We start from the raw sequence: 24,396 nt of genomic DNA, 5'->3' as shown, positions 1-24,396 counted from the left end.
ACTTCTAATTTAGCCTTGTTTATTTCTTATGGTGACAATGGGTTTTAATTAAAGTCATTATCAATAGGCTCTGGGCTTTAGAGGGGATTAATTGCTTTCGGTTGGATATAAATATCGCGCTAATAAGCGTATAAAAGCTTTGTTTTTTTAGCCTTGGCACTATTAATTTATTTCTATTTGTCATTAATATAATTTAAGCTGTTTATGCTAGCCACCTTGAAAAACAGCGCTAATAACGTTTGCCTATTCAAAGTGTAGTAAATACTCACACAAGTCGTGAGTGAATAATGGATTGATTTTGTATTAATGCTGCATTCATGTCGCATTGACAATCACTAAAAATAAAAGAGTCAACACGAATTTATGACTATGACTATGACTAAATTAAATACAGTATTTTTGGGCGGTTTAGTTGCTTTAAGCGCGCCTCTTATGGCGGCAGATAAGTTAAATAGCTTTCAATCGTTAAATGGCTATACCGGGCTAATAAATACCCCATCTGCACTGACGCAGGCTAAAGGTACTGTTGATATTGGCTATAATAACCAACTTGATTTTCGCGGTAATAAATATATAGATGGTCACAACTTTATATTTAGCGCTGGGTTATTTGAGGGCTTTGAAGTAAGTGGACAAGTAGCTGCTAATTCAATGAACGATAATATGTTTTATAGCGAGGGTAAGGGGCAGGTGAGGGATTTGTCATTTAATGCTAAGTATCAACTTCCGTTTATCCCTAATGACTGGTTTAGTTTAGCGGTAGGGGGCAAAGATATTGGTGGTACTGCGAATCAGTACGCAACTTATTATGCGGTGGCTTCTAAACAGTTAGGTGACTTTAATTTTAGTGCCGGGTTGGCTAATAGTAAGCGTTTAACTGGGCAAATGGATGGTGTATTTGCCGGTGTTGAGTGGCAATTATATGATTGGTTGAGCCTACAGGTAGAGCATGATGGTGAGGCAGAAAATGCCGCGGCTCGTATTACCTTACCCAAAAAATGGCTGTTTGATGTGGGTACATTGACCTTAACCAGTCGCTTTTATAGTAATAGCGATTATGATGAGCAGGGCACCTATTGGGGTCTTAACCTTACCATACCCTTGTTTGATGACTATGATCAGCCAGCAGTTAACAGTAAAAGCGCAGCACAAGTGCAGCCAAATCACGCGGCTGCTACATACGGTGTAAAACAAAATAAACCGCCAGGTTTTTTTACTTCGGCTTCCAGGGATGCTGCACCTGTACCTATAGTGACTAGTGCACCTGTAGCAACTACTGCGGCATCAAAGAACACCCCTAGCCACAATACCATGAAAATTGCAGCACAGGCTTCGGCTTACCCGATAACGGCAGCCGATACCGCTTTAAATACTCTTACCTTAAATAAACTGACCCTAAATACTCAAGCATTTTCGCTAAAAGCGGCACTTGCTGCTGATGGCTTTGAAAACATACTGGTAGGTTATAATCAACAAAAGCAGTTGATTATTCAGTTTGAAAATCCGGTATTTAACCGTAACGATATTGATGCCTTTGGTTTAGTACTTGGCCGTATCGTTGAGCATGTAACCGAGCCGGGTGTTGAGTTTACTATTCAGCTGGCAAAATACGACACGCCATTAATGAGTATACTCGGGCAAGTTGATAATTACCGCGCCTTTATTAACGGCCAGCAAAATCCAGATTTAGCTATACACCAAGGTGCAACGGCTATTCCCAAAGGGGTAACTTGGGTTGGACTTACACGAGCAAACTCGCCTTACTTTAAACCCCGGGTGACCATAAGCCCAGCACTAACAAACACTTATGCTACCGAGTTGGGTGTTATTGATTTTTCGTTAGCGCTACGCGCTGATATTGATTTACCCTTATGGCAAGGGGGTGGTGTAAGTGTTAGCGGCCAAGTACATGTTGCTAACAGTGACGACTTTGAAAAAACCGCCCCGTTTAAACATTATCGTGAACATACTGGGGTTGACCGTGCGGTGTTTTATCAAACCTTTGCCTTACCTTTTGGATTATACAACCAAACTCAAGTAGGTTACTTTCAAGAAACCTACGATTACAGCGGTATTATTAATGAAACCGCTTGGTTAAGTCCTGCAGGGCGCCACAAGGTAACTGCTAATGTGGGCTACTTTGTATACCAAAACTATAATGGTAACCGCGACTATAAAACCCTGTCGTATCAATATAACTGGGTAGAGCAAGATATTACTTTTCATGCTACGGCAGGTGAGTTTTGGAGTAAAGATACTGGCGCAAAACTAGAAAGCCGTTTTTGGTTTGGTGATAGTTACATTGGCCTGTTTTACGAAAATACTAGCGCGCAAAAAGCTGGGGTGTCTATCAGTATTCCGCTAAGCTCACGCAAAGATATGGCCGTTACCCGATATGGTCAAATAAAGGGTAAAGAAGCTTGGCGCCATACGGCGAGTACGCAAATAGGCAAGTCGCATAACCGCTTGGTATTTAACCAGGGCTACACACCAGGCACTGCAATTAGCTTAGACCGTAGTTTTTTAAATCAAGGCCGTATGTCGAGCGATTATATTTATGCTAATTTAGCCCGATTGAAAAATGCTTATATGGAGTATAAGTAAAAGCAGAAGGGTAGTTATCTTTTGGTTGAGGTTTACCTGTAGGGGCGAATTTATTCGCTTTGGCATAAAGTAAATATAAAACAGGGGTGTTGGCTAGTTGTTCAGCTGATAAAGGCGACTGAAGTCGCCCCTACGTTTTTTAATGGCGTTTTTGGGTTGTGGCTACGTGTAGGGGCGAATTTATTCGCCTTGGTACAAAGCAAATATAAAACAGGGGTATTGGTCAGTTGTTCGGCCAATAAAGGCGACTGAAGTCGCCCCTACGTTTTTTAACGACATTTTTGGTTGAGGTCACCTGTAGGGGCGAATTTATTCGCCTTGGTACAAAGCAAATATAAAAAACGGGTATTGGTTAATTGTTTGGCCAATAAAGGCGACTGAAGTCGCCCCTACGTTTTTTAACGACATTTTTGGTTGAGGCCACCTGTAGAGGCGAATTTATTCGCCTTGGCATAAACCAAATATAAAACACGGGTATTGGTTAATTGTTTGGCCAATAAAGGCGACTGAAGTCGCCCCTACGTTTTTTAACGACGTTTTTGGTTGAGGTCACCTGTAGGGGCGAATTTATTCGCCTATCAGATATGTATTGGTTAAGGCCTTTTGTAGGGGCGAATTTATTCGCCTTGGTACAAAGCAAATATAAAACATGGGTATTGGTCAGTTGTTCGGCCAATAAAGGCGACTGAAGTCGCCCCCTACGTTTTTTAACGACGTTTTTTGGTTGTGGCTACCTGTAGGGGCGAATTCATTCGCCTATCAGATATGTATTGGTTAAGGCCTTTTGTAGGGGCGAATTTATTCGCCTTGGTACAAAGCAAATATAAAATATGGGTGTTGGCCAGTTGTTCGGCCAATAAAGGCGACTGAAGTCGCCCCTACGTTTTTTACGACATTCTTGGTTGTGGCTACCTGTAGGGGCGAATTTATTCGCCTTGGTACAAAGCAAATATAAAACATGGGTATTGGTCGGTGTTCGGCCAATAAAGGCGACTGAAGTCGCCCCTACGTTTTTTAACGACATTTTTGGTTGAGGCTACCTGTAGGGGCGAATTTATTCGCCTTGGTACAAAGCAAATATAAAATATGGGTATTGGCTAATTGTTCAGCCAATAAAGGCGACTGAAGTCGCCCCTACGTTTTTTTACGACATTCTCGGTGCAGGGGCGAATTCATTCGCCTATCAGATATGTATTGGTTAAGGCCTTTTGTAGGGGCGAATTTATTCGCCTTGGTACAAAGCAAATATAAAATATGGGTATTGGCCAGTTGTTCGGCCAATAAAGGCGACTGAAGTCGCCCCTACGTTTTTTAAAGAAAGTTTAAAGCTATAAATTTTAGCTTTTAGCAAAAAATTAACAAGCTCTATGTTTAACCGCAGGATACAACAAGGTACAATTGATCAGTATTAAAAAGCAGCACAATGAAGCAGTATTAAATATCAACACAATGAAGCAGTATTAAAAAATAACACTATGATGGAATCAAAAAGGACTCTCTATGTTTACTAACAAAAAATCACTATTAGCTTTATCAGTAGCATCTGCTATTGCATTATCAGGTTGCTTTAGCGACAAAAAAGACGCTGATGCGCCACCACCGGTTGAGCCGCCAGCCGTTATCGTTCCGCCAGCAGCGCCAGTAGCATTAGCTCCTGTTGCAAACGTTAACGTTATTGATGCTGAAAGCACTGACCTTGTTGCTGCTAACATTTCATTTTTCGAAAATGGTATAGCGTCAACAAACATCGTTGATATCGATGGTAATGTTACTGCTACTATTGAGTCTGTTGATGGTAGTTTAACTTTTCAGCTGAAAAGTGGTGCTAGTGTTTCAGAAATAACTGCTGTTGTTACCGCTGATACCTATATTACTAAAAGCTATGTTATTGAGCTTGAAGACTTAAGCGAAGGTAACCTAGATGTGCAATTGAAGCTGATCTCAAAAGATACAGCGGGTGTTGCAACTGCCGAAGTTACTGAAACTGTAGCAAATGGTACTACTCCAAATGAAATTACTGGCAGTGTAGCCGAAGGTCAAGCAGTAGCAAATGTAACGGTTGCCGCGGGCACTATATTACAAGATGCCGATGGCAATGCAATTTCTGGTGACAGTGTCACATTATCGATAGTTACTGCAGATACTAGTACATCTTCTGGTGCAGCAATTACGCCAGAAGGCTTAAATACTACTGAGTCAGCTACTACGCTAACACCAGTAGGTGTTGTAAGCGTAGTAATGCTTGATAATAATGGCGTTAAGATTAAGAAATTTTCTCAGCCAATTACTATTGAAATGGCAATACCTGAAGATAAAGGTTTTACTACAGGTGAAGAGCTAACACTGCTTTCGCAAAACGAAGATACCGGCGTCTGGACAACTGAATCTGAAAAATTAGTCGTGGGTAACCTAGTCGCAGCAGAAAACTATTACAATGCTAGTTTTGCAACGGATCACTTAACTACCTTTGCGGGTGTGACAAGTAGCCCAAGCTGTACTTCAGCTATGCGCATTTTAACTTCAGGTGATGCAATACCTGTTGATGGTTTGTATGTTGATGTTTCATCAGCTAGCGTTAGTTTTTCTAACAAGCTTAAAGCTAATGATCCAGTATTTGTAAAACAAAACAAGCTATCTAAAAGAGGTATTGCTGCAGATACTACAGCGAATTTAACCATTACTGATAGCAATGGCACTGTATGGTTTAAAACAACGTCAGAAGTTGACTTATGTGGTGATATTAACGCCACATTAGCTGGCCCAACGGTTATTAATGAAACACTTTCGTTAGTAGCGCAGTGTAGTAACGATACCAGCTCAACTGTCGGTGCTTCTGGCGCGTTAGTTAAATATAGCTTAGCTGGTAAGTCTAAAAAAGTGGCTACAGATGAAGGTGAGGGTGCGTACGCTTTAAGTAACCTTCTTGAAGATTCAACTTATAACGTAAGCGTTACCTATAAAGGTAGCCTTGCAAGCTTAGGTACTAAAGCGTATACAATTACTGCAGATGGCACTGATGAAGCACAAACAGAGTCTATTGTTTGTGATACAGCAACAGGTAGTACAGGCAGTACAGGCGGTTCATAGTACACTTTACTGCTAACGAGTAAGTAACTATAGGGCTAACCCTAGATAAAAAAGCCGCTTAATGCGGCTTTTTTTTATTAAATTTTTACTCAAATAACTGCCCATGCAGTCACGGGGTATTTTTTTCGACATAACTCAAGAACCTGCATCGATGCAGGCACGGGTTATTTGTTCCCGACATAGCCCAAGTACCTGCATCGATGCAGGCACGGGTTATTTGTTTCAGACATAACCCAAGTACCTGTATCCATGCAGGCAACGTGATTGGTAGATTATTTTGAAAGTGTGGTACTGTTTCAGCGTAAGGCGTTTAGGTATAGCTGCGTCTAAAAAAACTTAATAATAGCGAGTTTTATAAACTATATTGACGAGTAAACAGTCGCTGAGACTTAATGTTTTGGCTTTGTTGATACTCAGATATTACTCATCATCAAAAATGGGTAATACGCCACTGCGGCTATGCTCAAAAATAAGTGACGTTTCTACTGTGGTGACTTCTTCACGAGAGGTAATGGCATTAAAAACAAATTGGCGTAAGTGTTCACTATCTTTTACCGACATATGAATAAAGTAATCATAGCTGCCGCCCATGTGATATAAGCTGACAATTTCAGGTAACTTAAGGAGATCATCTCTGAGTTTATTGACAATTAACTCTGAATAGGGTTGTAACTTTATTGCCGCTATGGCTTCAATGTTGCCGCCAATACTCTTGAAGTTGATATCAATAAAAGCGTTATTGATGACACCATTATTTTTCATGCGTTTAACACGCTCTAAACAAGTTGAGGGCGCTATACCTATCTGTGATGCTAACTCTTTGTTGGTAATATCAGCATCTTTATAAAGCAAGGTGAGAATACGTAAATCTATGTCATCAAGTTTTTTCATTTATACATCAGCCTTTGGGAATATTTACTTAGTTTTCTTTTCTTCTATTTACATATTACACTTATTAAATGCAATATTACCAGTGAGCTGACTATAAAGATGAATTATTTTCGATATTTTTGCATCTTTCCGAATTATTGCCACTCAATGACGCTGATGTAAATTAAAACTTTTACAAATTAATACCTTAACAAATTTGTAAAAACCCGCTATGTGACATATTATGTCATGTCGACAATAAATTAATGAGAACAAATGATTATTAAAAGTGTTAATGATTTCTTAAAACTTGAAGCGGCCAGTGGCATTATTTTAATGTTTGCTGCCGTAGCGGCGATGATTATCGCCAATTCGCCGTTTATGGTCTACTACGACATGCTGTTGAACATTCCCGTTCAAGTGGCGGTTGGCAGTTTTGAAATAGCTAAGCCACTATTATTGTGGATAAATGACGGCCTAATGGCGTTGTTTTTCTTTCTTGTGGGTTTAGAACTTAAGCGAGAATTTTTAGAAGGAGACTTATCACAACCAGGACAAGTGACATTACCCGCCATAGGTGCTTTAGGGGGGATGTTGATACCTGCCTTATGTTATGTCGCCTTTAATTATAATGATCCTGATGCGATTAGTGGTTGGGCCATTCCAACCGCTACCGATATCGCTTTTGCCTTAGGTATTTTGTCGATTATTGGACGTAAGGTACCGTTACAACTGAAAGTATTTTTAACCTCGTTAGCCATATTTGACGATTTAGGCGCGATTATCGTTATTGCTTTATTCTATACAGACCAACTTTCATTATTATCCTTAGTTTTTGCCGCCAGTATTATTGCTATTTTATTTACCATGAATAAACGTGGCGTCACCAATACCGCACCTTATATTTTCTTAGGTGTTGTACTTTGGATAGCGGTATTAAAGTCGGGTGTACATGCGACATTAGCCGGTGTGGTGTTAGCGTTCTTTATTCCAATTAAAGGTAAAGAAGATGAGCCATCACCGCTTAAGTCTTTAGAGCATAATTTGCATTCGCTGGTTGCCTTTATTATTTTACCGGTATTTGCTTTTGCCAATGCGGGCATAAGCTTTGCGGGTGTTGGTATTGAGCAAGTAATGGCACCTGTACCTTTAGGTATTATTGTTGGCTTGGTTGTTGGCAAGCAACTTGGAGTGTTTGGCTTTTGTTTTATTGCGATAAAGTTGGGTTGGGCAAAACTGCCTGCTAAGGTAAATTGGCGCTTGCTTTATGGCGCGGCCATATTATGTGGTGTGGGCTTTACCATGAGCTTGTTTATTGGCTCTTTAGCCTTCGAGCAAGGTAATGGGGTTAACCTTATGTTTCAAGACCGGTTAGGCATTGTGATTGGCTCACTGATATCAGGTGTTTTTGGTTACTTCATTATTAAAGGTGGTGTTGACAATGTTGAAGAAAGTGAAGAAAGTGAAGAAAGTGACGATATAAAAGAATAAATGCAGATAATAAATTCTATAGAAAATAAAAAAGGTTTACTCATGAAAATAGAAAAATTTAATATCCCAGTAAAATCGCTTGTCGTTGTTGCAGCCGTTGTTGTTGCTGGTATTGGCTCTGTGTATACAGTTAACGAAGGTCATATCGGCATTGTAAAACGCTTTAGTGAAGCAAAAGAGCAGGTAAATCCGGGGCTACATTTTAAAGTACCTTTTATTGATAGCGTTGAAGAAATAGAAGTGCGAACCCGTAAAAATGAAGAAAAAATGGCCTCAAGTACCAAAGAGCAAATGCCGGTAACTATTAGTGTATCAGTGAACTGGACAGTCGATAAAGCGGCGGCATTGGAGTTATTTAGACAATATGGCGGCTTGTCACAATTTGAAAACCGCATTTTAGATCCGCGCTTTAGATCAGCGACAAAAGATGTTATTCCACAATATGACGCGGAAAAGCTTATTCAAGACAGAGCGGGGGCGATTCAAGCGATTGAAGCTAACTTCATTGAAGAAATGAAAGAGTTTCCAGTGACTGTCGACAATATTCAAATTGAAAATATTCAACTGCCCGCGAAGTATTTAACCTCAATTGAAACTAAACAAACCGAGAAAAACCTAGCAGACGCGGAAAAGCACAAGTTAGCCCGACAGAACCTTGAAGCACAGCGCGACGTAAACACCGCTAAAGCCAAAGCAGATGGTATTAAATTAGTCGCCATTGCCGAAGCTGAGTCTATTCGAATTAAAGGTTTGGCAGAAGCCGAGGCTATCACGGCTAAAGCGAAAGCACTGGGTAATAATCCGTTAATTGTTAAATTGACTGAAGCACAAAATTGGGATGGTAAATTACCTGCAACGATTTTAGGTAGCAGTAATATGCCGATTTTAGATATGAGAAACACTAAAGATTAAGCTATAGGCTAAGTCAGAGTTAGAGTCAAAGTCAAAGCGGATACTTAATAGCTTGAATGACTTTTTAAAACGGCGATGTAATAATCGCCGTTTTTTGTGAAAGCTACCATTAAAAAATAATGAGTCATATATTAGGCTGCTCACGAATGCTAATAGGCTGATCTCAGCAGTCTTATGCCGTGCTTTTAGCCTTAAAAAGCTAAGCTAGATAATTGATAGGCGATAGTTATTTGAGCCGGCAACAGGCTTTGTGAGATATTATTTAGCAGCCTTGATGAGCTGTTAAGTAATAATTACTTTTCATTATTACTTAGATATAGTCAAACATATATTTACTGTGTCATATTTGATGTTTTACTATTTGATGTCTTGCTATTTAAAATTCTGCTAATGGAAATTGCCATGAGTTATCGTTATGTTTTAGTCAGTCTACTGTTGAGTGTTTCTTTCGGTGTTCACGCCAAGCTTGAACAGGCGCAAGTAGAGCTTTATCCAAAGAACTCTGCTGAAGTTACCCTGTTATCTGATGGTAAACGTTTGCCCGCTATTTATTACGGTGCGCAGGGTAAAGGGCCTCACCCTACCATTATATTATTACATGGTTATCCTGGAAATGAGAAAAACTTGGATGTCGCACAAGGCATGCGAGACGCTGGCTGGAATGTCATATTTTTCCATTATAGAGGAGCTTGGGGGGCAGAGGGTGATTTTTCATTTACTGGCTCGGAGCAAGATGTAACCGCGGTAACGAAATTCTTTCAACAACCCAACAATGCCGAAAAGTTTAAAATAAATCCTAATAAAATATCCTATATTGGGCACAGCATGGGTGGACACATGGCTGTTGCAGGCTTATTTGATAATCCTGAAGTTGCTTGTGGTGTGGTGTACGACGGGGCAAATATTGGCGTTACATTTAAAAGTGACGATGAAACAGTTAAAAATATGTGGGCTGCGTATGCAGACTCGTTGTTTATGCTGCGTGGGTGGTCTGGGGAGGTTGCCACTAGAGAGTTAGTCGAGAAGGGAGCGCAATTAGATTTAATCACCAGAGCTGACGAAATTGGTATTCGTCCGATACTATTTATTCCCGCAGACAGTGACGTGATCCCTATCGCAGAGATAAATACCCTAGCTAACGCCATGCGTAAAGTCAAAGGTAACAATGTAAATTATAGATTGATTAAAGACGATCATAGTTTTAATAATAACCGCTCAAAGCTTCTTAACGTCACCGAAGAATTTTTAAATGCAAACTGTCGATAAATAAGTCTCAATGCAAGCCTCAATGGGATCAGACTTATTGAGACTTGGCTAATAGCGAACTAGATTTAACACTAATTTAGTGCACATGGATTAGTGAACAATATAGCAAGACTGCCGTGTTTTAATTTACCTAATACTCCGCAATATCTAGTTCAACGCAGCAATAATCGTCAATTATGCTTTTTGCCGGACAAGACTATAAAGCTTACCTCAATCAACTAAACTCTTATGCTTAAAAATTTCAGGTCAAAGTGCATGCTTATGTGCTGATGACGAATCATGTTCATTTATGATTTACCCCCGCGATTGAAAAAGGTGTCAGTCAATGGATGCAATTACTGGGGTGTTACTATGTGCGCTATATTAATTAGTTTTATGGCCGAACAGGCACTTTGTGGAACCAGCTAATATGGTTTTAGCAGCCAGCGCCTATTTATGCTCAACTTTTCAGCATAAGGCATGAGGAAAAGCGAGTCGTTAATTACTCCTCATTTTTGTCATAAAAACTGTTATTAAAACTGTTATTAAAACTGTTATTAAAACTGTTATTAAATGTTAGGAATAAATAGTGGGTTGAGACAACAGACTTATTATGCATTATTTTACCAGCAGATATCGCCAAAAAATTTGCTTGAAATAAAAGCAGCAACAATTAAAGCTTAGGTGCTTGGTAGTGTACGATTTAAAGCTCAAATAGCAAGTTCCTTAATGAGGGGGTGATAAAAAATCATTTATATATCATGGAAGTAAATAAATAATTAATCAAAACCATTAACGCTGATCCCATTGATATTGTTAACTCTGACCCCATTGATATTGATAGACAAGTCGATAACATAAAAGCAATTAATTGATAATAGAACAAAATGGAGAGTTAACTACTATGGGAATAATACAATGATACAGACTAAAAATATTAAATCACAGCTAAGCTTAATTACATCAGCTATCGCTTTATCTGGTTTATCAGCAATGGCATTTACCTCCAGTGCTTTGGCAGAAGAAGCTAAGGTGGATGAAAATATAGAAACCATTAGTGTTGTTGGCTCAAGACGATTAGGGCGAAGTGTTGAAGATAGCCCTGTCCCCATCGACATTATAGACGCTGATTCAATTATGAATACGGGGCTTACTGAAACCAATCAAATTTTAGGGACATTACTACCCAGTTTTAACTTTCCTCAACCTTCAATTACCGATGGTACAGACCATGTTCGACCTGCACAATTAAGAGGCTTGGCACCAGATCATACCTTAGTATTAATTAATGGTAAGCGTCGACACAGTAGCGCTTTATTAAATTTAAATGGTTCTTCTGGACGAGGTTCATCAGCTGTCGATATGAACGCCATTCCTGCTAATGCCATTGAACGAATTGAAGTGTTACGTGATGGCGCTGCGGCTCAATATGGTTCAGATGCCATTGCTGGCGTCATTAATATTGTCCTTAAAAATGCTAATAGTGGCGGCTCAGCATCGGTAACCTATGGTGCTAATGTCTCTACAATGGATGGAGTGGCCACTTTAAAGTCAGTGGGTGTTGGTGATGATGGTAACTTAGCGTTTGTTGAGGGTGGCGATCGCAAAGTCACTGATGGTCAAACATTAACATTAAGAGTTAACTCAGGTTTTGCGCTGGGTGAAGATGGTTTTGTTAATGTATCAGCAGAGCTTCGTAATCGCCATTCGGCTAATCGAGCTGATTATGACCAACGAGAAAATTACGCACGACTTGATGATGGTAGTCTAGACCCACGCGAATTAACCACTAATAGATATAATCATACCTACGGGAATGGCGAGGTGGATGACATCGCACTGTTTGTTAACAGTGGCTATTACCTTAACGAAAATGCTGAACTTTATGCTTTTGGCTCTTATAGCGGCCGAGAAGGTGAGGGAGGTGGGTTTTATCGCCGAGCACAAGACAGTCGTAATATACAAAGTATTTACCCCGATGGTTTTTTACCGGTAATTACTTCAGATATTGCTGATTATTCTTTAGCTGCAGGAGTACGCGGTTATATCAATGATTATAATTATGATCTATCAGCAGTTTACGGCAAAGATGAGTTTCAATTTGGTGTCACTAATAGCTTAAATACCTCATTGGGTCCGTCGAGCCAGACTGAATTTGATGCCGGTACACTAACTTATGATCAACTGACATTAAATGCAGACTTTAGCAAAGAAGTCGATGTCGATATGTTTGACAGTAGTCTCAATGTTGCTTTTGGTTTTGAATATAGAAACGAGGGCTATCAAATTGAAGCCGGTGAAGCAGCATCTTACGAACAGGGCACTTTTGGTCGTGGCGGTGCGGTAACTGATCCGATAAATGGGCCATTTGGCTCTGCGGGCTCACAAGTGTTTCCTGGATTTACACCTGCATCAGCAGGCGACAATAGCCGTCATAATGTCAGTGCCTATATTGATCTAGAAGCTGATATTACTGAAATATGGAATTTAACAGTAGCAACACGTTATGAAGATTACTCTGATTTTGGCTCTACGGTAAGTGGTAAAGTTGCCAACAGGATCTCATTAACTGATGAGTTTGCACTGCGCTTTTCGGCTTCAACAGGTTTTAGAGCCCCTTCTTTACAGCAACAATATTTCACCTCTATTTCCACTGTTTTCGTTGATGCTGTACCAACAGAAACAGGTACATTCTCGCCAAACAGTAATGTAGCTAAGGCGCTAGGTTCTCCGGGCTTAGACGCTGAAGATGCCATGAGTATTGGCGGCGGCTTTACTTGGACACCATTGGCTGAATTTAGCTTGTCGGTAGACTATTATCGCATTGATATTGACAATCGCATTGTCTTATCAAACAATTTATCAGGCCCTGAAGTTGAGACTTTATTAGCAGGTAGTGGTGCCAACCGGGCACGATTTTTCTTAAATGCTATCGATAGTACAACTAAAGGTGTTGATGTAGTTGCAACCTATTCTATGGATATGGCAGAGATGGGTAATTTATTACTGAATGCCGGTTTTAACTACAATAAAAATGAAGTAACTCATGTTATCAATCCTCCAACGGTATTACAAAATGCAGGATTTGATCAGGATAATTTATTTTCTGGTAATGAATTGCGTCGATTTGAAGTTGGCTCACCAAAAAGTAAATTGAACCTTAGTGCGACCTGGAATAAAGACAGTTGGTATGCCACGCTAAGAACAACGCGTTATGGTGAAACACAAGACCCATCTGACAACCCTGCTCGCAATGAAGTGTTACCTGAAAAGTGGGTGACTGATCTCGATGTGAGTTATGCGCTAACAGAAAGAGTTAAGTTTACTTTAGGGGCGAATAATATTTTTGATGTTTACCCTGATACAACGCGTGAGTTGGTTGAAGATGTAACCACCTTTTCTCGATTGTTTTCTTACTCTGGCTTTTCGCCTTTTGGCTTTACCGGTCGATATGTTTATGGAAAAATTAGTGTAACTTTTTAGTCGTAATCTAACAGCTTGAGTGGTATTCGCTGCTCAAGCTTTTTCTTTACATTGATATAATTAACAAGTATTAATGGCATAAGCGTTTAAGGTAGGTTGACGAATGTAGAGGCGTATTTTTAGCTTGTTAATTAACGAATTCAATTTATTCTTCACTACTTCCCAATGATTTTTAATAAGCTTACTGACTTACCTCAATTATTAACCGAGTTAGCTATTAATGGGGCCATTGATGTTGTTGATTTTTTTATTGATATTGGACCGCACTGAGGGGTAGGTAAGTCTAGATCCTAGGATAATTATTTTGAGTAAAAAAATTGTTATTGCTGGTGCTGGTATTGGTGGTTTGTGCGCCGCGTTAGCATTGGCTAAAAACAAATTTGAGGTGACTGTTTACGAACGAAATCCTCAACTGGGCGAAGTAGGCGCTGGCATACAGCTTAGCCCTAATGCCATGCATGTATTACAAAAACTTGGTATAGCAGACGAAGTTAAAGCCAAGGCTTTTAGTCCAGATGCAGCAGTGATGCGTCATTATCAAACGGGCAAATCATACTTTACTGTACCTTTGGGGGATAATGCTGCACAAAAATATGGCGCACCTTACTTGCATGTTCACCGTGCTGATTTACAGATGGCGCTATATAATGCCTGTGTAAATATGAAAGTAACTATTCACTTAGGTAAAGCTATTCAAAGTTACCAGCAAACCCAACAAAATCTCACCATTCAATTTGACAATAATGACAGTATAGTCGCTGACTTGTTAATCGGTGCAGATGGTATCAAATCAAATATCCAAGCCTGTATGTTAGGAAAAAAATCAGCTGAGTTTACTGGACAAGTCGCTTGGCGTGGTGTGGTCGAAGCAAGTAAACTCCCCAAAGGATTAATTAAACCTAATGCCAACCTATGGGTAGGACCGGGCAAACATTTCGTTAGCTACTACCTGCGTGGCGGAGACTTAATCAATTTTATTGCCGTGCAAGAACGTAAAAGTTGGCAAAAAGAATCGTGGAATGAGCCTGGTGATATTAATGAATTGCGAGAGACTTTTAGTGATTGGCATCCTGAGGTAAGCCAATTATTAAGTGCAACAGAGCAGTGTTTTTTATGGGCGTTGTTCGACAGAAAACCCCTTGAATTATGGTCAGATCGAAAGGTTACACTTTTAGGTGATGCATGCCATCCCATGTTGCCATTTTTAGCTCAAGGTGCAGCGATGGCCATTGAGGATAGTTATGCCTTAGCCTATTGTTTATCTCGTGATGCCAATATTGAAAACGCGTTACAAAGCTATCAAAATATTCGTTTACCACGCACTCGTAATATTCAACTGAATGCGCGTAAAAATGCCGCCTTGTATCATATGAGTTCGCCAATGGAACAGGCCAAATTGGCACTGGTTTCAGGACTATCCCGTATTGGCCTTAGTGATAGGATCGCAGCGAACAAGCTTGACGCTATTTATGCCTATAATATCGTTGAGCAGTTATCAATGGGACCAGCATTAATAGGATCAGAGTCATAGATAACTGATAGAGTGTTAATAAAATCAATGTCGTTAGCGTGCTACAATAAATAATAAAACCGAGTAATGTAAACTGGCTCGTACGTTTCAAAGAAGAGAATTATGCTTTAAGTGGTATATTTGTCATAAGCTTTTTAATCTTATGATTAACTTGCGCGCTTAACATTATTATTATTTTATATTATTTTATATAAGTTTATTAATTTAAGGGATCTGCACAATGAATAAACTCACCCAAGTTGTTTTCACAAGCTTTATATTGTTAACTGGTTGCGCCGTAAAAGCACCAAACCTAGGTGTTGAGAATGGGCAATTAACCCAATGTCCAGATAAACCTAATTGTGTTAATAGCTTTTCAAATAATGAAAAGCACTATATCAAGCCCATTATTATTAATGGCAAGAGGTTAGAAATAAAAAAAGATATTGTGGACATTGTTAATCAATTAAAAAATTCAAAGGTTACAGTGACCGAAAATAACTATGTTAGGGCTGAGTTTACTTCTAAAGTGTTTGGCTTTGTTGATGATGTAGAATTTTACTTCCCAGAAACAAAGTCTAAAGGTACCAGCATACATATTCGCTCAGGCTCTAGAGTGGGTTATTCAGACTTTAACGTTAATCGAGAGCGTATTGAAACAATTAGACTTAAATTTGAAAAACTTAATCTCAGTGGCTCTGAATCAATGTAATATCAATGGGGTCAGAGTCATAATATCAATGGTGTCAGAGTCATAGCTTCAGACTCCCATTGATTGTAACATTTTCCCAGTATTTGGCTCTCAATAGCATGCTTTGACAGCCGCTAGTCTTATCGTTTTTTTCTTATTTGATTAGCACATTCGGCTAAAACAATCGCGCCAGCGGTTGAAACATTGAGTGAGTTACCCATACCAAACATGGGGATGTGTATTTGTTGATGGCTTAGTGTTAATGCCGCTTCACTCACGCCTTTACGTTCATTACCTAAGACTAATACGCACTTAGCAGGGTAAGTTACATCAGTATAATCAACTGACTCATGGCATAGCTCAACACTGTAAACTGAATACCCCTCATCCAATAAAGTTTGTAAACTTGAGCTGGTATTATCGCTATATTCAACGCAAACCCATTTAGCTTCATTTCTAGAGGCTTTTTTCATCTTTTTATCTGAAATAGTTAGCGCGCCACAAACAATAACTTTGTCGATAGCAAAAGCATCAGCCAAGCGAATAAAAGCACCAATGTTGTAGCTATTAGTGACATTGTCTAATACCACAATTAAAGGAATTTTTGGCTTGGTTAAGTATTCATCTCGAGTTGGCTTGCTTATTCTAAGGTCTTCTTTGCTAAGTTGTATTTTTGAATGCATGATTTCTACTCTGATTACTTACTATGACGACTTACTATGACGACTTACTATGACTAAGTACTGATGCTTCCCCCTAATGCCCCTATTTCTGAGTTTATAGCTGAGCCGCGGATTGTGCGACTTTATCTAGCGAAGATCAAATTAATGTTTATAAGCTATTAAGCTAATTTACCTCAAGCAGTAAAAGAAAATTAACCAGACATCGATTGTTAATTGAAAAATGCTAAGCCCTCTACTAGGATTTATTGACCAGTCAAAGTAAGAGGATTTTATTCGTTAATTATTATTTCAAACTTTTAGACCCCTACTCCCCAAAAGGGCTCCAACATAAATAACAAATGGATATTATTATTATGAAAAAATTATTAGTTAGTGTGGCGCTATTATCTATGTCTAGTCTTTCTGTCTTAGCAGTGGAAAAAACTCATGATACAGTGACATACGATGTCAAACGGGGTTTTGCAGAAACATTTTCTGTATCTCAGTTTGAGCAATTAGGTAAGTTTAGAGTGGTGTTAAAACCCATTAGAGGAGCAGGTTTTGACCGCGATAAACTTGTTTTAAAAGGTATCAGTAAAGGACTTTTGAATGCTGATTTTACCATAAATCATACTTTGGTTAACAAAGAGCGCACGGGTGTCTTATATACAGCAAATGACACGATTACTATGGTTTATACCGGTGATCCAACGTGTGAAAACGGCGCAGGTAATATACCTTTTGAGGTTGAAGAAACATTATATATCGTCGCTGGCACAGGCATTTATGCTGGTATTGAACCCGGTGGTTTTATTGTGTTGAAGGGAGTAATAAACAACTGCCCATCTCTAGCTACATTTGGTCAAAATAATTTTGATGTAGTAGGTGGCTCTGTAACAATCACTCATTAAGGTTTAAACACTTGATTATACAAAAGGGGCAGATTCAGCCTTGAAGTGCATAATGACTAAGCAGCCCTTGCTAACTCTAAAGTCAGGTATTAATTCAGCTGACTTTAGTGATTTGATTTTTTTGTCAAATGTTGAGCTTTGCTATCGAAGTTATTATCAATAGGATGAGTATTAATAGGGTGAGTATTAATGGGGAGCAGAGTTATTCATACGCTTTAATTATTACCTGTCCGGTCCTAAAATATGTTTAATATTTAATATTTAGTATTTTATATTGAAATTATCTAACAGACTCATCAGTAAACGCATAAAAGGTGATTATAGGTTAGCTTTTAAATGAGTGTTTAATTGTCATCTTTAAATTAATATTTTCATTGGCCGGTCTTTATTTATAACCACGGCTTTTATTTCATCTTAATAGTTAAATATTTTTATCCACTTAAAGCTTTGTAGTCATGCTGTCGCTATAAAATTTAGCCGGATGTTTAGTTATTTTTTAGTGAATTATCTAACAGCAACTTTGTGTAAAATGCATTGATAGCTAGCGCAATATACGGCAATATCATGCTATCAATAACCACTAATAGAGCCTGATATGCCTGGATTGTTACCCAATATTGACCCTGATGGATTATTAGAATATTCCGTTGTTTACACTGATCGCTCCTTAAACCATATGTCTGGTTCATTTCAGCAGGTCATGCAAGATATTTCTGCCGATCTAAAATCCGTTTACCATGCCCATAGCGCTATTGTCGTTCCCGGTAGTGGCACCTTTGGTATGGAATCTGTTGCTCGTCAATTTGCGCGTAACAAAAAAGTCTTGGTTGTTCGTAATGGCTGGTTCAGTTATCGCTGGAGCCAAATTTTTGAAATGGGAGATATCCCTAGCAGCGAAACCGTATTAAAAGCGCAACAAACCCATGATGATGCCCAAGCACCATTTGCTCCGCCACCGATAACCAACGTAGTGGCCACTATTTTAGCTGAATCACCTGATGTCGTGTTTGCACCGCATGTAGAAACCTCTGCTGGTATCATGTTACCTGATGACTATATTCAAGCAATGGCAAAAGCCGTGCACCAAGTGGGCGGTATTATGGTGCTTGATTGTATTGCGTCAGGCACTATCTGGGTAGACATGCAAGCAACCGGTGTCGACGTCTTGATTAGTGCGCCACAAAAAGGTTGGAGTGCTTCACCATGCTGTGGTTTAGTTATGCTCAGCGAGCGAGCGCGTCAACAAATAGAGTTAACCACCAGTGATAGTTTTGCTTGTGATCTGAAAAAATGGTTACAAATCATGGAGACTTATGAAAATGGAGGTCATGCTTATCACGCGACTATGCCAACTGATAGCTTGACTCGTTTTAGAGATATTATGCAAGAAACCAAAAGCTATGGTTTTGCCAAAGTATGCCAAGAACAACTTGATTTAGGTCAACGTGTTCGCGCATTACTTACCCAACATGGCATTAACAGTGTTGCCGCTGAAGGCTTTACCGCACCCGGTGTGATCGTAAGCTTTACAAGTGATGATGAATTTCAAAACGGTAAGAAATTTGCCGCTGTTGGTTTACAGATTGCCGCTGGCGTACCATTACAAGTAGGTGAGCGCGCTGACTTTAAAACCTTCCGCATTGGCTTGTTTGGTTTAGAAAAACTGCATAATATTGATCGAACTGTTGCGCAACTAGAACAAGCGTTGGCACGTATCTTGTAAACATACCTTGTAGTATGAACTTTGGGCGCTTGTTATGCATTTATCCATGATATTGATGATAAATCGTCCAGCATTGAAGTATTGACCTTGAGCGAAATTAGTCAATTAGATCAACTTAATTCAACTAAATTTAGTTTAATTTAATTTAATTAAGTTAGATATTCATCATTAATATTAGCAAGATGATGCCTTTTGGGTTGACAAATTATCTGCTATTAATTGAATTAGCTAGGCGTTATATGCGGGAGATAAAATAGGGGGTATTGGCCATAAGCAAAGCACTATAGCGCTTAAACATCAATTCAGACTCTTGCTCAACTTCTACAAGCTGCTTTATGCCCATTGATCATCTAGGCTTTTTCTTTTAAAACCCTGAGCTGTAAGTGATGACTAACCGTAAGCTATTGTGAAAAACGTTTAGCTTAACCATTTAAGCTTAGTGATATCAGATAAGGCCACTATGCTTAATCATCAAGATTTTAATGATTTTGGCTAAAGTAATAAATCTCACTATTATATGATATGCCTGATTCTATCCACGATTTATTCCCCCCCAAGCGCTGCTTAGTTAGGCTTTTTATTGAGTAATAACAGCACAAAATTCTTGAACCGTCTGTGAACTTATACTCAGCTTAATTTTTAATGTTTCTTAGCCGAGGTACACTTGTAGATGGGATGTTAATTTTTAATTTATTGTGCTTGCTGTTAATACTCAGAGTTGACTGATGTAGTTAATTATCGTGACTTTAACTTATACGAAAAAATCAGAATATACGGAATATTCAGAACTGCTATTGATTTCCTTAACTGACTGAGTTAAAAGTAAAAATATTGCCAATTAATCTAGTTAAAAGACGTTACAACATGTACTACATCGGTGTGGTCAGGATCATATTTATTGAAAAATTATTATACATCAGTGATCACCATCGCTTTAGTTGAGACGATAATTGAGACGATATTGAGGCTTTTAAGCTGAATTTTATCATGTGATCCTCCCCTTGAATTCACGTGATTTTTTACTAAAATATAAAAATGGTGAGGACTATTTGTGTTAAAAATATGGATAAACAGCATAATCAAAACAAAGTGAAAGAAAAAAAAGCCAGTGAATTAGTCCTCGCCAATAAAGTACTAGCCTTGCAAAATAAAGAAAAAGATAAGCGTATCTATGAATTAGTGCTAGCCAATCAAGAGAAAGATAAGCGTGTCGATGAATTAGAGCGAGCTAATCAAGAAAAAGATGAACACGCGGATGAACTAGTGCTAGCCAATCAAGAGAAAGATAAGCGCGCGGATGAATTAGTCTTGGCTAATCAAGAGAAAGATAAGCGTGCCGATGAATTAGTGTTGGCCAATCAAGAGAAAGATAAGCGTGCAGATGAATTAGTGTTGGCCAATCAAGAGAAAGATAAGCGTGCCGATGAATTATTGCTAGCCAATCAAGAGAAAGATAAGCGCGCTGATGAATTAGCGCTAGCCAATCAAGAGAAAGATAAGCGCGCTGATGAATTAGCGCTAGCCAATCAAGAGAAAGATAAGCGTGTCGATGAATTAGTCTTGGCTAATCAAGAGAAAGATAAGCGCGCCGATGAATTAGTGTTAGCTAATCAAGAGAAAGATAAGCGCGCCGATGAATTAGTGTTAGCTAATCAAGAGAAAGATAAGCGCGCCAATGAATTAGTGCTGGCTAATCAAGAGAAAGATAAGCGCGCCGATGAATTAGTGTTAGCTAATCAAGAGAAAGATAAGCGCGCCAATGAATTAGTGTTGGCTAATCAAGAGAAAGTTAAGCGTGCCAATGAATTAATTTTAGCTAATGAAGAACTTGATTTTTTACGGGGGCTTTTTAAAAAATAGCACTGTTGTATTTAGAGTTTGAATTTACCTTCAGCTTTATCTTCTCATTTATTTGAACCTTTCATAGGTGGTGGTGATAAAGGGTGCTCTAGCAATCAAGGTATAGGTATTGGGTTAAGTTTAGCTAAAACTATTATTAAAAATCATGGCGGTAATATAAAAATGTCAATATAAAAAATGCCGTACAATTTCATATTGAATTGCCGACCGGTGGTGAAAATTCGTCGAGTAATGATTTGGATATACGCCAATCACAACTATATGCTCGCGATCTGGCTTTACTGATGACCAGAGACAAGTTATAAGCCTCAAGCGTTATGCCACCATCCTCTAAGATAGCTATCCTTTGAAAATAAAGGTTTTTTATATGAAAAAGATCATAATATTATTAACAATTTTTTTGCTATCCATACGGTCTAAGCGAAAAAAGTATTAAGCTTAGGCGTAGCACCGCAACAACCTGCTTTGAATTTAGCTAAAGTATGGCTGCCATTGGAAATTTTTTTGTCCAAAAAAACAGGTAGAAATATTTGTTTTGCCACTGCACCTACTATTCCCAAGTTTGAAAAAAGAGTAGCGATGGGCAGGTATGACATTGTTTATTTAAGTCTATATCACGATACGCTATTTAGTTAATATATAGGTTTACGAGCTATTGCAAAATAAAACGCTAAGCGTAATCACCCGTAGTGACTGTGTAGGTTTACTGCAGGTCACATCTAGGTTGGACTAAATGCCGACCGACAAAGGCAAGTGCGAACCTTATTTATCTTTTGTGTTTTCATGACATTAATTGACGCTACAGTAACTCACTAATTAACTCTCTTGATTAATGCTTAGTGTTACCGGCTCAGTTTTACTGATCACTAACTCAATGGTTGAAAAAAGTTCTTTATTTGGATATCCATCAGCAATAAGTCGATGTTGTAGTTGAAATGAGCGAATGGCATCTCTACTTTTAGGTCCCCAAATACCATCCGGTTTACCTGTTTTAAATCCTAAGCTATTAAGTTGGCTTTGGAGGTTTTTCATTTGTACAACACTAAAGGGTTTGAGCTGATTTTGTGCTTTGTTAAAAAGTTCGATGCCTTTAGCGCCAACTAATTTATTAGCTAATATGCCAACGGATAACGCATAACTTTTTGAAAGATTCCACGTCATAATGACATTGAAATTAGGGTAGAGTAAAAATGCTGGCCCTTTATGGCCTGAGGGTAGATAAAGCTCAGCCTGAATATCATAAGCGGGTAAGGCTTGCTGGTTAGTTTGTTGAACACCTAACTGCTGAAAATAATTAAGCGGGTAATATTGATCAAAAGCGACTTTATCAAAGGCAAATTTTTTCGGTAATTTAACTTCTCTGCCCCAACGCTCTTTCGATTGCCAACCTATTTTATTTAAATAATTAGCCGCTGTGGTTAAAGCGTCAACCTCACTTTGCCAAATATCTACTTTACCGTCATTGTCACCGTCAACCGCATATTTTAACAATGCAGTTGGCATAAACTGCATATGACCCATAGCACCGGCCCAAGAGCCTTTTAGTTGCTCAACAGAGACCTGCTTATGCTCTATTAAGGTGAATAAATTTAATAATTCTAGGGTGAAAAACTCACTACGGCGTTGATCACAAGCTAAGGTTGCCAAGGCATTCAATACCGACATTTTACCTTTGTGCTTGCCAAAAACAGTTTCTAAGCCCCAAAAAGACACTAGATATTGGCGAGGAATACCGTATTCTTTTTCTAACTTATCAAATAACGCTTTGTTATTTAGTAACTTTTCTTTACCTACACGAAGATGGTAAGCACTCACTCTAGTCTTAATATATTGCTCAAAGGTTTGCGTAAACTCAGGTTGTTTTTTATCTAAAGCAATAACGCGCTTAATAGGGGAGATATTATCAATAACCGTTTCAGTTATATAATTAGAAAATCCTTTATTTTCAGCGCGTTGAGATAAATTAACTTTACACTGGAGAAAATTTTCATCGGCAATCGTCGCATTGGCCAGCATAGGGAAAAATAGCCAGATGATGATTAATTTTTGATAACTAAAAAAACTAACATTTTTTTTAACAAAAGGGTTTGAAGAGTTCATGAATGAAGCTTCCTTAGCTAAAAGTAAAGTTGAAAATGAATCTGAAAAATATAATACCATCGTTAGATTGAAAAAATAAAAGTAAAAGTAAATAAATTCACTAGGGCACCCCGGTGAGTCCAAATAACAAGGCTAAAATAAAGGCCGTTTAATAGCCCCTTTTTAGCGACTCCACTCAGAGGTCTAATAATAAAATAAAGCTTAAATAGGAAAGGCAAGTGAGCTAAAAATGGTACTTTATATTATTGACAGAATAGGGCATTAATTTAATAGAATTGGTATAATTTCATCCTGAGTAATTTCTCCCTGCATAAGGCTAATCATGTTAACCACTAGTTATCTGATATAGCCGTACCATAGCTGGATCATAGCCTGGCTATATCCTTGTGGTATATCAGGCTGGAAATACAGTTCTAATCTTAATCTAAAGGCAATGTCAGTTCATGGTAGAAAATAGGAGTCAATTGCAGCGCAATTATCACCAGCAAGGTTATTTTGTTATTAGAAATTATTTCACGGTGGCTGAAATTGCAGAGCTTAGAGCCGTGGTATTAAAGTTTCACCAGTTATGGCAACAAGACAATGCAAAATTTTATCAGGAGGAGGCTTTCAACTCTTCGTTAATTACTGGCAGTGAGTATTTAGCCTTTGATGATAGGGTGCAGCTGTTTAATTTTATCAGTTCAAAAAAAATCATGAAGGTTGTCGAGGCGATTGTCGCGAATAATCCTGCCTTTATGAATACACAATTATTTTTTAATCCAGTTAACCCTAAGCAAAAAGATTTTTGGCATAGAGATTGTCAATATGATCATGATGTTGCAGGGCAAAAGCTTGCTATAGAGCAGACACAAGTATTACATCTTCGTGTGCCATTATTTGATGAACTTGGCATGGAACTCGTACCGGGTACTCATAAGCGCTGGGATAATGATGAAGAATTTAATGTCCGCCAAGAAGAAAAAGGCAGCGTTAGTAGTGACGACCTTACTAGTGGTGAAAAAATTAAGCTAGCGGCGGGTGATTTGTTAGTTTTTTCGGCTGATATGATCCACCGTGGTTTATACGGATTAGAGCGATTAGCGTTAGATATTTTAGTATTTGATTCAGCGGGCGATTTTGCAGATTATGTTGATGACGATTGTTTGCCTGATAGCTTAATGCTGGATAAAATTGACGACCCAAGGTTATTTATTAATACCCTTAACTTAAAATCGAACGGCTGATATTTTAAAAGTACCCTTAGC

General features: G+C 38.6%; 16 protein-coding genes and 1 pseudogene. 13 read left to right on the top strand and 4 right to left on the bottom strand.

Annotated elements, in window-relative coordinates; translation table 11 throughout:
- Positions 1 to 375: 375 nt before the first annotated feature.
- Positions 376 to 2,604: a YjbH domain-containing protein gene (locus H4J46_RS00195; RefSeq protein WP_182231590.1), complete on the top strand. Its 2,229-nt coding sequence runs from the start codon at positions 376 to 378 to the stop codon at positions 2,602 to 2,604.
- Between the two features lie 748 nt (positions 2,605 to 3,352).
- Here the strand turns inward: H4J46_RS00195 and H4J46_RS00190 are convergent.
- Positions 3,353 to 3,628, bottom strand: coding sequence for a hypothetical protein (locus H4J46_RS00190; RefSeq protein ID WP_182231589.1), 276 nt, complete (start codon positions 3,626 to 3,628; stop codon positions 3,353 to 3,355).
- Positions 3,629 to 4,104: 476 nt separating this feature from the next.
- Here H4J46_RS00190 and H4J46_RS00185 point away from each other — a divergent pair, with 476 nt between their 5' ends.
- On the top strand, positions 4,105 to 5,691 hold the full coding sequence (locus H4J46_RS00185) for a hypothetical protein (RefSeq protein ID WP_182231588.1): 1,587 nt from the start codon (positions 4,105 to 4,107) through the stop codon (positions 5,689 to 5,691).
- Positions 5,692 to 6,111: 420 nt separating this feature from the next.
- Here the strand turns inward: H4J46_RS00185 and H4J46_RS00180 are convergent, their stop codons facing one another.
- On the bottom strand, positions 6,112 to 6,582 hold the full coding sequence (locus tag H4J46_RS00180) for an Lrp/AsnC family transcriptional regulator (RefSeq protein WP_182136577.1): 471 nt from the start codon (positions 6,580 to 6,582) through the stop codon (positions 6,112 to 6,114).
- 255 nt (positions 6,583 to 6,837) lie between these two features.
- Here H4J46_RS00180 and nhaA point away from each other — a divergent pair, with 255 nt between their 5' ends.
- The 6 genes from nhaA (at position 6,838) to H4J46_RS00150 (ending at position 15,914) form a co-directional block, all read left to right on the top strand.
- Positions 6,838 to 8,052 (top strand): Na+/H+ antiporter NhaA, encoded by a 1,215-nt coding sequence (nhaA, locus tag H4J46_RS00175; protein WP_182231587.1) that lies wholly within the window; start codon positions 6,838 to 6,840, stop codon positions 8,050 to 8,052.
- A gap of 42 nt (positions 8,053 to 8,094) precedes the next feature.
- Positions 8,095 to 8,964, top strand: coding sequence for a prohibitin family protein (locus H4J46_RS00170; protein WP_182231586.1), 870 nt, complete (start codon positions 8,095 to 8,097; stop codon positions 8,962 to 8,964).
- 402 nt (positions 8,965 to 9,366) lie between these two features.
- Positions 9,367 to 10,230 (top strand): S9 family peptidase, encoded by an 864-nt coding sequence (locus tag H4J46_RS00165; protein ID WP_182231585.1) that lies wholly within the window; start codon positions 9,367 to 9,369, stop codon positions 10,228 to 10,230.
- 897 nt (positions 10,231 to 11,127) lie between these two features.
- On the top strand, positions 11,128 to 13,692 hold the full coding sequence (locus H4J46_RS00160) for a TonB-dependent siderophore receptor (protein WP_182231584.1): 2,565 nt from the start codon (positions 11,128 to 11,130) through the stop codon (positions 13,690 to 13,692).
- A gap of 304 nt (positions 13,693 to 13,996) precedes the next feature.
- Positions 13,997 to 15,223 carry an FAD-dependent monooxygenase gene (locus H4J46_RS00155; protein ID WP_182231583.1) on the top strand — a complete coding sequence of 409 codons (1,227 nt, stop codon included), beginning with the start codon at positions 13,997 to 13,999 and terminating at the stop codon, positions 15,221 to 15,223.
- A 220-nt stretch (positions 15,224 to 15,443) separates the two neighbouring features.
- The gene (locus H4J46_RS00150; protein ID WP_182231582.1) at positions 15,444 to 15,914 is read left to right on the top strand and encodes a DUF1499 domain-containing protein; all 471 of its coding nucleotides are present in this window, start codon (positions 15,444 to 15,446) and stop codon (positions 15,912 to 15,914) included.
- 119 nt (positions 15,915 to 16,033) lie between these two features.
- On the opposite strand, the gene H4J46_RS00145 is transcribed toward H4J46_RS00150, so the two are convergent.
- Positions 16,034 to 16,576 carry a TrmH family RNA methyltransferase gene (locus H4J46_RS00145; RefSeq protein ID WP_182231581.1) on the bottom strand — a complete coding sequence of 181 codons (543 nt, stop codon included), beginning with the start codon at positions 16,574 to 16,576 and terminating at the stop codon, positions 16,034 to 16,036.
- A gap of 353 nt (positions 16,577 to 16,929) precedes the next feature.
- On the opposite strand from H4J46_RS00145, the gene H4J46_RS00140 reads away from it, so the two are divergent.
- The 4 genes and pseudogenes from H4J46_RS00140 to H4J46_RS17590 all read left to right on the top strand — a co-directional run.
- Entirely contained in the window at positions 16,930 to 17,466 is a 537-nt protein-coding gene (locus tag H4J46_RS00140) for a hypothetical protein (protein ID WP_182231580.1), read from the top strand.
- 595 nt (positions 17,467 to 18,061) lie between these two features.
- Positions 18,062 to 19,189 (top strand): aminotransferase class V-fold PLP-dependent enzyme, encoded by a 1,128-nt coding sequence (locus H4J46_RS00135; RefSeq protein WP_182231579.1) that lies wholly within the window; start codon positions 18,062 to 18,064, stop codon positions 19,187 to 19,189.
- Between the two features lie 1,062 nt (positions 19,190 to 20,251).
- Complete coding sequence (locus H4J46_RS00130; protein WP_182231578.1) at positions 20,252 to 21,049, top strand: hypothetical protein; 798 nt, start codon at positions 20,252 to 20,254, stop codon at positions 21,047 to 21,049.
- Between the two features lie 450 nt (positions 21,050 to 21,499).
- Positions 21,500 to 21,685: pseudogene (locus H4J46_RS17590) on the top strand (phosphate ABC transporter substrate-binding protein); the annotation flags it as partial.
- 180 nt (positions 21,686 to 21,865) lie between these two features.
- On the opposite strand, the gene H4J46_RS00125 reads toward H4J46_RS17590, so the two are convergent.
- Positions 21,866 to 23,149, bottom strand: coding sequence for a lytic murein transglycosylase (locus tag H4J46_RS00125; protein ID WP_182231577.1), 1,284 nt, complete (start codon positions 23,147 to 23,149; stop codon positions 21,866 to 21,868).
- 443 nt (positions 23,150 to 23,592) lie between these two features.
- On the opposite strand from H4J46_RS00125, the gene H4J46_RS00120 reads away from it, so the two are divergent.
- On the top strand, positions 23,593 to 24,375 hold the full coding sequence (locus H4J46_RS00120) for a phytanoyl-CoA dioxygenase family protein (protein ID WP_182231576.1): 783 nt from the start codon (positions 23,593 to 23,595) through the stop codon (positions 24,373 to 24,375).
- The last annotated feature ends 21 nt before the right edge of the window (positions 24,376 to 24,396 follow it).

It is taken from the genome of Colwellia sp. MB02u-6, from assembly GCF_014077095.1.
In the GTDB taxonomy this organism is placed as follows: domain Bacteria; phylum Pseudomonadota; class Gammaproteobacteria; order Enterobacterales; family Alteromonadaceae; genus Cognaticolwellia.
Note: the sequence above shows the minus strand (reverse complement) of the source record. Positions and strands in the feature narration are given on the sequence as shown.